This is a genomic window from Paenibacillus cisolokensis (assembly GCF_050481165.1).
GTDB classification, from domain to species: Bacteria; Bacillota; Bacilli; order Paenibacillales; family Paenibacillaceae; genus Paenibacillus_AH; species Paenibacillus_AH cisolokensis.
The window spans coordinates 1-13,069 of the sequence record NZ_JBCNFP010000013.1 but is presented as its reverse complement, the minus strand read 5'-3'; the positions used below and the strand labels follow the sequence as shown (position 1 = coordinate 13,069).

The window sequence follows — 13,069 nt, the reverse complement described above, 5'->3', positions numbered from 1 at the left end:
GTCAGCGGCATGGGGGTCTATAAAGGTATCTCTGACCGGCAGTTTGCGGTGCAAGAAAATCCTTCCAACTATCTTACGATTCAACTACAATAAGCATATATGTTCGGGAGGCGATCATTTGAAAATAGAAAATGAGCAGGACATCATTCAACTTGTAAAAGACGACGCGTGGATGAAGCAGCTGGAACAAAAGCTTAAAGGTATGAATCCCGACATTCCTTGGTCTGTCAAAAATGAAGCAAGAATGCACATTGTAAATAACATACCGCCATATACTTCGTCCGTCGATGCGATCTCAAAATTTCCCGAAACCGCGACAGCATTAGGGCTTGCGTTAGACGAACGAAACGACGTGGTTTTAGCTGCCCCTTGCGGTATTGAAGATGTGCTGAATTTGCTTGTGAAACCGACGCCTTACTTTGCAGAAACGAAGGAACGAGCCGAAATTTACGAGGAACGGATCGCGAAGAAAAATTGGAAGAGCATTTGGACCAAAATAGAGGTTTGCCATATTCGGCATACCTGCTGAAACCCAAGACATGTCGAAAAGCCAGCGAATTCACGCCGGCTTTTTGAATTTTCTTTATTTCCCCTCCTTCAGTTCATTCAATGCCTGCTCGACAAATTTGCTCTCCAGCACCTTTGACGTGTCGACCTGTTTGTCGATCGCGCCGACGGAGTATAAGAAGTCGGCCTGTTCCTGATGCGCCTTGGCGAACTCCGGCGTGATCGGGGAGAGCAGCGGTTCGGAATTTTTCAACACGGTCGCGACGATCTCCCGATCAAGCTTCTGCGACTTGGCTAGATCGTCGGTCACTTCCTCGATGTGCGTCGTAAAGTAGAGGCGGGCTTCCTCGTACGCCTTCAGGAATGCGACGGTCAGGTCGGGATGATCCGTAAGGAACTTCGTGCGGGCGATAATGAAGCCGGGGGCGTTAATGTTCAGGTCTTGGCCGGAAACGAGAATTTTGGTGCCCGTCTGGAACACGGCAGTCGTCGCATACGGTTCCCAAATGGACCAGGCATCTATCGCGCCGGAGTCGAGCGCCGGACGCGCTTCGTCGGGTTGAAGCTGAATCACTTTGATGTCGTCGCGATTCAGTCCGGCTCTGTCGATCGCCAAATAGAGGAAGTTGTAAGCGCTGCTGCCTTTGGCGACGCCGATCTTCTTGCCCTGCAAGTCTTTCAATTCCTTGATCGGGCTGTCTTTCGGAATGACGATCATGTTGCCCTTCTTGCCGTCGGATGTCACGGCCACAGCACGGAAATCGATATTGCCGACTTGGCCGGCAATGACCGGCGTTCCGCCTACGGCGCCGAAATCGATGCGGCCCGCCGCGAGCGCTTCGAAATGCGGAGGTCCGCTTGCGAATTCGTGCCACTTCACTTCGGCATTTACGGCAGCCAGCGCTTCTTCGAAGAGGGCTTTCTCGCGGGCGTATGGCAAAATTCCGGTCTTCCCTTGGACGCCGATGTTGATGACGACTTTCTCCTGTGTCTTCCCGTTCGAATTGTCGCCCGACTGGTCGCTTGCCGGTTGGTCACCGGAGCCGGAGGCGTTCGTGCCGGTAGCCGCGCTTTGGCCGCAGGCGGCCGGCAGCAAGGCGAGTACAGCGATAATCAAAACCGTGAGTGCATGATGCCGGGTTCGTTTGCTTACGTTTTCCATTCGGATTTCCCTCCTTAATCCCATTGAAACGATCGTTTGCGCTGCAAATATAAAGCCTCCTGGCGTTCCGAACGGGTTCGGATGGCAGGAGGCCTTTGGCGGACCAATCGGCAATATGCTGTTGGTAGACATCATAACATCATTAATCCTATTATTCAAGTGGGAATGATGATATTAAAGCAAGAGCGGCCGCTTTATTTTTGCCATCAAAATTGATAGTGATAATCATTATCTATATAATAGACTTATTCCGCAGGCAGCTAGGCAGCTATTTTCAAACCCGATACGGGAGGGAAACGAATTGACTTTTCAAGACCAGATGCCGCTATGGAATGATGCGGCTCTCCAGGTGCTGGACGTGCGTCACAGGATGATGCGGCCGGGCGAAAGCTTGCGAGCGTACCGGCTTCCGTCCAGCCTGTTTTTGTTCGCAACGCGGGGCAAGGCGCTGGTGTTGATCGATGAAATCGCTTACGAGGCGAATTCATGCCTGGTTTGCCACGCCGGCAAAGGCGCGATGCTCGATATTGCGCGGGTGGCCGAAGGTCTTGAATATTACATGGTGTTTTATAAAGCGGTATGGGCGGCGCCGGGCCGGGAACCGCTTCGTTTGGATCAGACGGACAATCCTTTTCATCTTCAATATGGTTTTGTGCCGCAATATCCGCTCTCTCTCTATTGGAAAGCGGAGGAAATGAACCGGTATTGGCAGCAAGGCGGCATGCTGGAAACGTTTCATGTCAAAGCGCTGTTTCATCAATTTGTTTACGAGCTGCTGCGACAACGGCACGATCGAGGCGAAGGGGCGGTGCAACCGAATCCGCTATCCCAAGCGATTCGCTATATCGAGGAATGCTACGCCGAACCGCTCACCCTGCCAGCTTTGGCGGCCATGCTGGGCTGCAATGCCAGACGGTTGCAGCGGCTGTTCAACGCGAAGCTGCATGTCGGTCCGATGGAATATTTGATCCGGGTTCGTCTTGACAAGGCCAAGCTGCTGCTGCAGCATACGGACGTGCCGATCGTCCGGATCGCCGAGGCCGTCGGCTATTCGGACAGCTACTATTTCAGCCGGTTGTTTAAAAAGTACTTCGGCGTCTCGCCCCGCCAGTTTCAGGAGCAAGTCCGGCAAGCGGAACGCCGTCGTCAAAATCCATTCCATCTGTCGCAATCGTACATTGTTCCCGGAATTGCGCAAATGTATAGTAATACTAGTGAGGATGAGACTCATTATCAATTACAGTCGGGGGCGGTTGTATATAAAGGAGGAGTGGGGCCTAACAGACGAAGATACATCAAGCACCTGAAAGGCGAGACGGAGCTGAAGCGGGCTCCGCAGAGAATCGCGGTGCTAGACTGTCAGTATATCGATCAGCTGCTCGCGCTTGGCGAACGGCCGGTCGGCAGCGTCAGCGGCACGACCGACGCCATGAAATTTCCCGAATACTTGTCCGACCGGCTGGCCGGCATCCAGGTACTGGGAACGAAGGAAGCGCCCGATCTGGCGGCCGTCGCCCGGTCGGCTCCGGATCTGATCATCTGCACGGAGTTCCAGGAGAGCGTTTATGAAGAGCTGAGCCGAATTGCGCCGACCGTGATGTTCGACAGATATGAAGATTGGCGAATCACGCTTCTGACGTTGGGACAGATGGTCGGCAAGGAACGGGAAGCGATGAACGTGGTGAACGAGTACAATCGAAAAATCGCGGCGCTGAAGGCCGCGCTCGCCGGCAATCTCGGAGGCGAAACCGTCGCCCTGATCCGGCCGCGCGACAATAAGATCCGGCTGCATATGACGGCGCATCGCACGGCGAAAATTTTGTACCGCGATCTCGGCATGGCGGCGCCGGCCATGGCTGTGGACGACCGGAAGACCAGCTCGTATATTTCGCTCGACGCAATGCCGAAATTGAACGCGGACCGGCTCTTCGTGTTGAAGGACGACACCAATGCGGAGCTAACGGACCGATATCAGCAAACGGCGGTCTGGAACGATTTGAGCGTCGTGCAGGCCAATCGGGTAAGGACGGTCAACACAACGTTATGGATCGGTTACTACGGACCGATCGCGGTCAATCGGGTAGTCGATGAAATCGCCGAAGCTTTGCTGCAGCCGAATTCGAAAACGTCGTAAACGGGAAAAAACTTAAAAGGAAGAACGTAAACATGGGAACGATAAACCGGTTGGAGGCCGGGGAATGGGATTATTTGACGAAGCATTTTCGCATTTGCGAAAGTCCGCCGTCAAATTCGGCTGTCTCCATTCCGTCCGCCGATTTGCTCGACGAGGAAAAATGCGCGGCCTATTTGGATCAGCTGACCGGAGTTCTCCAATCGCCGTCGCGAATGGTTACGGCATCGATGTTTTCCAAGCGGTACGCATTCCTGACCGTAGTGCCCGGCTTGTACGCGATGACCATGTATAACAAAGGAATCGATCTGTCGATCGGAAGCAGCCATCTTGAAACGTCCCCGGACCAGAGGTCGTGGTTGTCTCATATCCGTCTGGGCCGTTTGCATGTAAGCCTGCCCGCGGCCGGGAAACGGTCCGAATGGCGCGATCGCATCGCGAACAGTCTGTTTGCCGAACATCTCGCCCCGATATGGCGTTCCGTCTCCAAAGTCGCCAACGTTCCGATGCCGGTTTTATGGGAAAATACGGCTGTCCGCCTGTTTTCCTTGTACGAGAAGCGAATGGAGGCGGAGGCCGGCGGCGAGGCGCGCTCCCGTATGCAGGAAGACTTCGAATATCTGACCGGCAAAGCGCCGGCGTCCTTGTTCGGGGAAACACGGAATCCGTTCGGCCGGTTTTACGGCGGCTCGCGCGCCAATTCCGCATCGAAGCCATCGGTCCGCATTCGAAAAACATGCTGCTATTATTATCAAGTTTCCACAGATAGAGAGTACTGTACGGTCTGCCCGAAAATACATTACGCAAAGGACGGACGTTCATAAAGATCGATTACTTACTAAAGAACATTTTTACAGCGGTGGTAATCAGGGGAGGAAGCAGGAATGGTCAAAATGCAAAAAGGGTTCGCGATTTTGGCGGTCATGATGTTGGTGGCGTTCGTAGCAGCCGGCTGCGGGGGGAATCGGCAGGAGACAGCGTCAACCTCGCAGCCGCCGCAATCGGAAGCGGAAACGCCGTCCTCGCAGTCGTAGCAGCCGTCGGAGGCGCAAAATACGGAAAATCAGGATGTCCGCGTCGTTCGGCATGCAATGGGCGATACAAAAGTAAAAGGGACGCCGGAAAAAGTGGTCACGCTGTTTCAGGGAGCGACGGACGCCGCCCTGCTGTTGGGCGTGAAGCCGGTAGGAGCCGTCGAATCCTGGATCGAACAGCCTTGGTACAACTATATCCGGGACAAGATGGAAGGGGTAACGAACCTCGGTTCGGAAAACCAGCCCAACCTGGAAGAAATCGTCGCGCTCAAACCGGATCTGATCATCGCTTCCAAAACGCGTCACGAAGAAATTTACAGCCAACTGTCGGCGATCGCTCCGACGGTCATGACCGAAGAAGTGCATCTGTGGAAGGACTCCTTGCATCTGACGGCGGAAGCTTTGAACAAGCAGGATGAGGAAGAGAAGTTTCTGGCGGAGTGGGCGGACAAAATCGCCGATTTCCAGGAAAAAATGGGAGACAAATTAAAGCTGGAAGTCGGGATTGTCGACTTCCGGGCGGATCATGCGCGAATCGTATATACGGGATTTTCGGCTCTCGTGCTGGACGAGCTGGGAATTGCGCGTCCGGTCAACCAGCAGGGGGGAGAAGACTGGGGGGTCAAGCTCGCCTCCAAAGAAAACATTCCCCAAATGGATGCGGATATCATCTTTGACCAGACGAGCTTGTCGAGAGATGACGGCCGGCTGGATTTGAGAAAGGAATGGACCGAGCATCCGTTATGGAAAAATTTGAGATCCGTTCAGCACAATCGGGTGTACGAAGTGGATACCGCGGTATGGAATAACGGCTCCGGTCCGTTGGCGGCAATGGAAATGCTGGAAGACCTCTACGAAATCTATGATTTGCAATAGCATATTTCGAAATGACGGGACTGTTGGCCGCAAGTGGTGTCAACAGTCTTCTTCTCATCGCGACTAAGAGGGAGGACCTTTGTGAAAGCATTGTTGCACCGGACATTTTTGAAAGCGCTGGGATTGGGGGGCGGCATTTTCCTGCTGGTGATTTCATTTCTGTCAAGCATTGCGTTTGGGACGACGGACATCAGCCTGCAAACGACAGCCGAGTCCTTTATCCGTTACGATGCCGCCTCGAACGACCATGTCATTATCCGGACGACCCGGCTCCCTCGCGCCGTCTTTGCCGCCCTGATCGGGGGGAATCTTGCCGTTGCGGGCGCTTTGATGCAGGCGCTGACCCGCAACCCGCTGGCTTCGCCGAGCATTTTCGGCATCAATTCGGGGGCTGTTTTTTTTGTCGTCCTGGCCATCACCATGCTGCCCGTTTCTTCGATAGACCAATTGATATGGGTCGCCTTTGCGGGAGCGGGCGTTTCCGCGCTGATCGTCTATTTCCTCGGCTCTCTCGGGAGGGACGGCATGACGCCGTTCAAAATCGTGTTGGCCGGTTCGGCCATGACGGCCTTGTTCAGCTCGTTTACGCAAGGGATGCTGGTGCTCAATGAAGCGGGGTTGCAAAATGTGCTGTTCTGGTTGGCCGGTTCCGTTGCCGGCAAAGATATGGACAATCTGATTCCGGTTCTGCCTTACATGCTTGTGGCCGGCTTCGCCGCGCTTATGCTGGCGCGGCCTGTCAATATTCTGGCCTCGGGAGAAGATATCGCCAAGGGGCTCGGGCAGCGAACGGTAACGGTGAAAATCGCGATCGCCGTCACGGTCGTCTTGTTGGCCGGGAGTTCCGTTGCGGTTGCCGGTTCCATCGGCTTTGTCGGTCTCGTCATTCCGCACATCGCCCGTTTTCTTGTCGGTGTCGATTATCGCTGGATTATTCCTTACAGCGCGGTACTGGGAGCGATTTTGCTGTTGCTCGCCGATATCGCCGCCCGTTTCCTGGTTATGCCCGGAGAGATGCCGCTTGGCGTCATGACGGGATTGATCGGGGTGCCGTTTTTTATTTACATTGCCCGTAAAGGGTTTCGTTCGAAAGAGGGGGCTCAATGAATCGGCTGATCGTTTTTCGAAGCAAAAAGGGAAGGGTCTCTTTTCTGGTGCACAAAAGAACGGTGACGGTGTTTGCTGCGCTTGCGCTTCTTACTTTCGCCGTTTTTGTGACCGGTATCGGACTCGGCAACACGAGCATTTCGCCGGTTGACGTGTTCCGAACGATGATGGGACAAGGGACGGCGGAGCAGGAGATGGTGATCGGGACGCTGCGGCTTCCGCGGATTATTGCTGCCGTCCTTGTCGGAGCGGCTCTTTCCGTTTCCGGTTCGATTCTGCAGGGCATCGTCCGGAACCCGCTGGCTTCCCCGGAAATTGTCGGGATTACAGGGGGCGCCTCCTTTGCGGCCGTCGCTTTTATTACCTATTTGGCGGGGACGGTCAGCATCAAATGGCTCCCGGTTGCCGCTTTTATGGGGGCCGGGCTCGTTTCGGTCGCGGTTTATTTGCTGGCATGGAGCAAAGGGGTAACGCCGATCAGACTGGTGCTGATCGGAATCGGAATTTCGGCGGCCACCGGTTCGCTCACGATGCTGATGATCACTCTCAGCCCGATCACGGCTGCCAGCCGGGCATACATTTGGTTAACGGGAAGCATTTACGGCGCATCGTGGGAACAGGTGTACATGCTGCTCCCCTGGGTGGCGGTATTGATTCCGTTGGCGCTTCTGTATTCCCGAAACGTCAACGTTCAGGGATTGGGGGACGATGTGGCGAAAGGGCTGGGCGCTCCCGTTCAGCTTCACCGCTTCATTCTGCTGTTCATCAGCGTGGCGCTGGCCGGTTCGGCCGTGGCTGTCGCCGGCGCGATCGGTTTTATCGGGCTGATTGCGCCGCACATCGCAAGGAGTCTCGTAGGACCGACATTCGGCGGGTTAATTCCGGTTGCGGCGCTGATCGGCAGTCTGATGCTGGTAATTGCCGACACGGTTGCGAGAACGGTTTTTCTTCCGCTGGACATTCCGGCGGGCGTCTTGACCGCAGGGGTGGGCGCGCCTTTCTTTATTTATTTGCTATACCGGAACCGACATCAGTAGCTTACGAGAAGAGCGGGCCTCGACGATAATCGTCGAGGCGTTGTTGTTCCCTGAGCCGTTCTTATTTGATAGAGCCTTCCGTCAACCCTCCGATAATGTAACGTTGCGTAAAAACATACAAGATCGATATCGGCGCCATCGAAAGCGTGAAGGCCGCAAATGCCAAATTGTAGTCGAAGCTTACTTCTGATTTGAAGTTGTAAATGAACAACGGCAATGTCCAATAGTCGGGATGCCGATTCAGCATAATAAGCGGCAGTTGAAAGTCGTTCCAGATCCACAGGCTGTTCAAGATTAATATCGTGGCGAGGATCGGCATCATCAACGGGTAAATAACCCGCGTGAACGTTAGCCATACGCCGCAGCCGTCGATTTTGGATGCCTGATCGAGTTCCAAAGGGATATTTTTGAGAAATCCGACACATAGAAAAAGTCCTTGCGAGAAAGATAGCGTGAGATACATAATGATCAGTCCGCCTTGATTGAGCAGCTCCAAATTGCTCATATGGCGGTAAATCGGCAGCATGATGGCCTGAAAAGGGACGAAAATGCCGAGCAGGATCAACGTGTAGACGAACCTGTAATACATTTGGTTCGAATTTCTCGATACTGCGTAAGACACCATGGGGATGGCTATCAGCATCAGCAGCAGCGATACGAGCGTAATAAATACGGAGTTTTGAAAAATACTCCAAAAATTCGCTTTGTTGATAACGGCTATAAAGTTATCCAGGTATAAGCCGGAAGGGGGAGCTAGAAAGCTTTTCGTCGTTTCCGCTCTTGATTTCATTGCAATGGATACGGTGAGAAAAATCGGACCGAGGATGAAGAGCGTACCGATCCCAAGGAATGTATAGCTGAATATGCGCAGGAACAGGCTTTGCTTCATTGTTGTCCGACCTCCTTCCGTGAAAGCAGCCTAATCTGGATGTAAGAAATAACGGCGATGATCAAGAATACGAAGATAGCTTCGGCCGTGCCGTAGCCGAATTTCATTTCATTCATGCCATGCTGGTAGATCAGGAAACCGAGCGATTCGGTAGAATTCGACGGTCCTCCGTTCGTCATCGCTACAATATAGTCGAATACGGTCAACCCGCTCTTGACCGCCAACACAACGTTGACGGTAAGCATCGGAATGAGGAACGGCACTGTGATCGCGAAAAAACGTTGTCCCGGAGAAGCTCCATCGATAATCGCTGCTTCTGTCAAATCCTTCGGTACATTGGAAAGTCCGGCTATAAAGATGACCATAGGGATGGCAAAGCCCTGCCAAATATTCGTCAGGGCGATACCGTAGATGGCGGTATCTTGATTGCCGAGAATGTTCCGGGACAGCCATTCGACGCCGAGCGATTCGCCAAGCGGAGGAAACAGGGCATAGAAGAAATAATTAAAGATCATGCCGACTGTAATCATGCTGAGTACGGCGGGAAAGAAATAAATCGAACGAAAGAAGCCGCGCAGCTTCAGGGAACCGCTCAGCATTAGCGCCAGAATTAAAGCGATGCCGAGCTTGCCGATCACAATAAGGATCGTGTACGACAGCGTGAAGACAAGACCGTTCATAAATCGATCGTCTTGCAGAATCGTACGATAGTTTTTCAGTCCGACGATATCGTAGGACAAGGAGAAGCCGTCCCAGTCCGTCAGGCTGTAATAGAACCCAATGAAGAGAGGGACGAGGAAAAAAACGACATACAGCAGTACCGCAGGAACCGTCAGCAGGAAAAATATCGTGCCAGGCTTTAAGCCGCGAATGTTCATAATCGACCTCCATCTTGCAAAAAGCGGGAAACACCTTGACCGAACGTTGGCTTTCAAGGTCTTCCCGCCTTATTGAACTGCGTTATTGATTGAATTTATTGTAGAAAATCGTATCGAGCTTATTCAGATACTGATCGATATCTTTCGTCAGGAATAACTCTTGCGTAGCTTTGCCTACTTCCGCATTAATGCCCGGAGGCCACAGACGCTCGATTGTAGGGTAAACCTTGCCGCTGGCGATCAGATCCGTCAGAGAAGCAATCTCCGGGCGACCGCTCTCCACACCTTTAATACCCGACGGATATCCTGCCGTTTTCAGATAGGCTTCAACAGACTCCTTGGACGACATGAACTCGATAAATTTGCGCGCTTCCGCCTCGTTCTTGCCGCCGACCGGAAGACCGATTGCCGTATCGACGGAGACTTGTGTTTTCAGATCCGCCGGGTCTTCCGTAGGCAGAGGGAACATCGCGAATTTCAGATCGGGATTGGAAGCTTTGATCTCTTTGATCGCCCAGATGCCGGTAAACCACATCGCAGCTTTGCCATTGGCAAAGTCGCGAAGAGCGTCATCATAGCCTGTGCCCATATTGTCCTGCTGACCGTATTTCCGCAGATCAAGCAGCTTTTGCGCGAATGGCTTGAAGTCCGGATTGTCTGTAATATGGGCTTTACCATTCATTACGTCATCAAGGAACTGTTCGATGTTCGGCATCGTTTGTCCCATTTTGTAGACGACCTCCTGACGGATGCCGTTGAAGTCCTTGTCGTGGAAATACATCGGCGTCACGCCGGCAGCCAGAAGCTTTTCCGAGATCTCGATCAATTCGGCATATGTCTTAGGCGGCTGAAGATGATGTTTTTCGAATATTTCCTGATTATAGTACACGCCAAGCGTTGCGAGCCCGATCGGCACCATGTAGTTTTTTCCGCCGATCTTGCTCAAGTCCGCAATGGCAGGCTGCACATTGGCCATCAGCGGGTCATTCGTCAAGTCGACGACTCGGCCTTCCTGGGCCATCTTTTGAAATACGGCATTATGCGGGTAATGAGTGAAGACGTCAGGCGCGTCATTGGTGGAAACGCGCATCGACCATACGTTTTCCGGGTTCGGTACATTGTTTTGTTCGACGATGATGCCCGGATTCTCCGCTTCGAATTTCGCAATCAGCTCGTCTACGACATCCACGACTTCCGGCTTCATCTGAAAATATTCGATTTTCACTTTGTTGCCGCTTTCTGCAGTGTCATTCGGGCTGGTGGATGCGTTTTCAGAATTTCCATTGGAACAAGCCGTTGACACCAATGTTAAGCCAATCAATGCGACGACCCCGCTTCTGATCCAGCTTTTTCTCATTTGCCCAACTCCTTTATCGATTTGTCATATACGCTGTACACCCGCCATTGTAGCAAGAGAAGAGCAAAGGAAAATAGGAGAGAACTGACTCGACAAATAGGAGAAAAATGAACAACTTTCCTTTTAGTCTTAGTCGTTGTCTGAAACGACTGGTTTTGAATTTTTGGATTTTCCCGGCGTCTCCCCGAAGTATTTTTTATACATCTGAATAAAATACGAATCATCGTTAAAACCGACCGCGCTTGCCACGTCGGAGACGGATAGTCCGGATCCGCTCTCAAGCATCTGGCGAGCCTTCTCCATACGAACGGATAACAGGTAGCTGGCAAACCCCATGCCGCTTTTTCTTTTGAACAATCGGCTCAAATAGCTTGGGTCGACGAAATATTTATGCTTGGCAAGCTCCTCTAACGTGATCCGGCTTGCATAATGAATTTCGACATCTTTCTTTATATTCTCGACCAGATCAAACTTGGCTTCCTTTTGTTTGAGCAATTCGCAGACCTCGTGAACCCATCCCGTCAAACCTTCTTCCAAGTGCTGCAAGGAGCAGTAATCAAACAGACTTCGTTGTTCGATGAAGGAAGCCTCGATTTCATGGCTGGAACGGCCGATAAGGGTGTTCATGACATTTACAGTGGCGGCGAACCAGTCCTGGAGCATGTAAGCGGAATACTGGCACTCGGAGAATCGTTTTAACCAGGAGCGGATCATATCCGCCGCTTCCTCAGCTTGATGCATGGCCATCTTCCGTTGAAAGGCGAGTGACCATTCGTGAATAAGATCGGCGTCATATCGAAATGTTTTGCGGATGCTCTCGCTGCAGACGACTGTCCGGGTGCTGGCGGCGAAGCTTTGCAGCGCAGCCAGCTTCGCCGCTTTATAGGATTCAGCCAGTTGACCGAGTTCCGAGAAGCGGGCGCTCGCTCCCATGGCGAGACAAGGTTTTCCCGTCTCACGCCGGAGCTGGTCGTTTAACGAATCGCATACGATTCTGATGCTTTCATAGGCAAGGCCGGTCTCACTGCCGCATAGCCAGGCAAGAAGCAAGTGCGGGTGGTGCCGGTCGCTCATCACGACATGATGCCGTCTTTGCCGCTTGAACATCTCTTTAAAGAGTAAGGCAAGGGCTTCATACTGGCCTGGGTGCAGCCAGAAGACGATTGTCCGGTAGCACCTGCCTTCGATATCGGCAGCCAACGGAGAATGGCGCGGGTCGATTTCACCGTAGAAGCCGGCAGCCAGCGCATGCTCTTTGGCTTCTACTTGCTTTGCCGCGATTCTTGCTTTCAATTGATCGAGAAGCGGGTACAGCTCCTGCCGGTCAATCGGCTTAAGCAAGTAATTCTCGACCTTATAGCGGATCGCTTCCTGGGCATAAGGAAACTCGTCGAAGCCGCTAATAATGACGACGGACATTTGCGGATAACGATGATAAATATGCGCAGCCAATTGGATACCGTCCATACCGGGCATACGAATGTCCGTCAGCAGCACGTCGGGCCTGTCCGTTTCAAGGGCCTGCAAGGCCGAGCTGCCGTCTTCCGCTTCAAGTACGTCGGCTTGCCGGTCCCAGTCCCGAATCATTTGCACAATGGCTTTTCTGGCAAAAAATTCATCATCGGCCACCAAAATTTTCATCGCTGCTCAACTCCCTGTTGATCGGTAAATGTATGGAAATGGATGTACCCTCTTGATCATTGCTTGTAATCTCCATGCGGTAGTCATTGCCATAAAAATGTTTGATTCGCGCATGAACGTTGCGAAGGCCGAAGTTCCGCCCGGTATCTTCTTCCAGCGTATGCTTGTTTTGTTGCAGCATCGCCGTCAGTTCTTTCAGCTTCTCTTCTTTTATGCCGACGCCATTATCGTAGACGCAAATATAGAGAAGCTGGCCGCGCTGCCCGATTGTCAGCTTGAGCAGCCCTTGTCCGCCTTTCGGTTCCAAACCGTGATAGAACGAATTTTCAATAATCGGCTGAATGAGAAACTTTAATATTTTACAATGAAGCACATCCGGACTGACATCGTATAGAACCTCGAACTTGTTCGGAAAACGGATTTGTTGAATTTTTATCCTGAATTTCGAAA

12 protein-coding genes and 1 pseudogene are annotated in these 13,069 nt (G+C 52.4%); 7 read left to right on the top strand and 6 right to left on the bottom strand.

All coding sequences use genetic code 11. The annotated features are described in order from the left end of the window. Window positions 1-175 precede the first annotated feature (175 nt). Window positions 176-529, top strand: a pseudogene (locus ABEV74_RS02085) (nucleotidyltransferase family protein); the annotation flags it as partial. A 54-nt stretch (window positions 530-583) separates the two neighbouring features. Here the strand turns inward: ABEV74_RS02085 and ABEV74_RS02080 are convergent. Continuing rightward, a complete protein-coding gene (locus ABEV74_RS02080; protein ID WP_430143109.1) occupies window positions 584-1,669 on the bottom strand; it encodes an aliphatic sulfonate ABC transporter substrate-binding protein in 1,086 nt (361 codons plus the stop codon). Between the two features lie 301 nt (window positions 1,670-1,970). On the opposite strand from ABEV74_RS02080, the gene ABEV74_RS02075 reads away from it, so the two are divergent. The 6 genes from ABEV74_RS02075 (at window position 1,971) to ABEV74_RS02050 (ending at window position 7,854) form a co-directional block, all read left to right on the top strand. Beyond that, window positions 1,971-3,803, top strand: coding sequence for a helix-turn-helix domain-containing protein (locus ABEV74_RS02075; RefSeq protein WP_430143108.1), 1,833 nt, complete (start codon window positions 1,971-1,973; stop codon window positions 3,801-3,803). A gap of 32 nt (window positions 3,804-3,835) precedes the next feature. Beyond that, the gene (locus ABEV74_RS02070) at window positions 3,836-4,624 is read left to right on the top strand and encodes an IucA/IucC family C-terminal-domain containing protein (protein WP_430143106.1); all 789 of its coding nucleotides are present in this window, start codon (window positions 3,836-3,838) and stop codon (window positions 4,622-4,624) included. 60 nt (window positions 4,625-4,684) lie between these two features. Beyond that, window positions 4,685-4,834, top strand: coding sequence for a hypothetical protein (locus ABEV74_RS02065; RefSeq protein WP_430143104.1), 150 nt, complete (start codon window positions 4,685-4,687; stop codon window positions 4,832-4,834). A 57-nt stretch (window positions 4,835-4,891) separates the two neighbouring features. Then, on the top strand, window positions 4,892-5,710 hold the full coding sequence (locus ABEV74_RS02060; RefSeq protein ID WP_430143102.1) for an ABC transporter substrate-binding protein: 819 nt from the start codon (window positions 4,892-4,894) through the stop codon (window positions 5,708-5,710). A gap of 81 nt (window positions 5,711-5,791) precedes the next feature. Continuing rightward, window positions 5,792-6,817, top strand: coding sequence for a FecCD family ABC transporter permease (locus ABEV74_RS02055; protein ID WP_430143100.1), 1,026 nt, complete (start codon window positions 5,792-5,794; stop codon window positions 6,815-6,817). Continuing rightward, on the top strand, window positions 6,814-7,854 hold the full coding sequence (locus ABEV74_RS02050; RefSeq protein WP_430143098.1) for a FecCD family ABC transporter permease: 1,041 nt from the start codon (window positions 6,814-6,816) through the stop codon (window positions 7,852-7,854). Before ABEV74_RS02055 ends, ABEV74_RS02050 begins: the two co-directional genes overlap by 4 nt. A gap of 61 nt (window positions 7,855-7,915) precedes the next feature. Here ABEV74_RS02050 and ABEV74_RS02045 read toward each other — a convergent pair whose 3' ends face one another. The 5 genes from ABEV74_RS02045 to ABEV74_RS02025 all read right to left on the bottom strand — a co-directional run. Further along, a complete protein-coding gene (locus ABEV74_RS02045; protein ID WP_430143096.1) occupies window positions 7,916-8,743 on the bottom strand; it encodes a carbohydrate ABC transporter permease in 828 nt (275 codons plus the stop codon). Next, window positions 8,740-9,621, bottom strand: coding sequence for a carbohydrate ABC transporter permease (locus ABEV74_RS02040; RefSeq protein WP_062494437.1), 882 nt, complete (start codon window positions 9,619-9,621; stop codon window positions 8,740-8,742). Before ABEV74_RS02040 ends, ABEV74_RS02045 begins: the two co-directional genes overlap by 4 nt. Before the next feature lie 82 nt (window positions 9,622-9,703). Then, entirely contained in the window at window positions 9,704-10,846 is a 1,143-nt protein-coding gene (locus ABEV74_RS02035) for an ABC transporter substrate-binding protein (RefSeq protein ID WP_213529228.1), read from the bottom strand. Window positions 10,847-11,107: 261 nt separating this feature from the next. Then, window positions 11,108-12,619: a response regulator gene (locus ABEV74_RS02030; RefSeq protein WP_430143094.1), complete on the bottom strand. Its 1,512-nt coding sequence runs from the start codon at window positions 12,617-12,619 to the stop codon at window positions 11,108-11,110. After that, window positions 12,597-13,069: sensor histidine kinase (locus ABEV74_RS02025; protein WP_430143092.1), on the bottom strand; the 473-nt coding region annotated here is incomplete at its 5' end. The genes ABEV74_RS02025 and ABEV74_RS02030, both read right to left, overlap by 23 nt.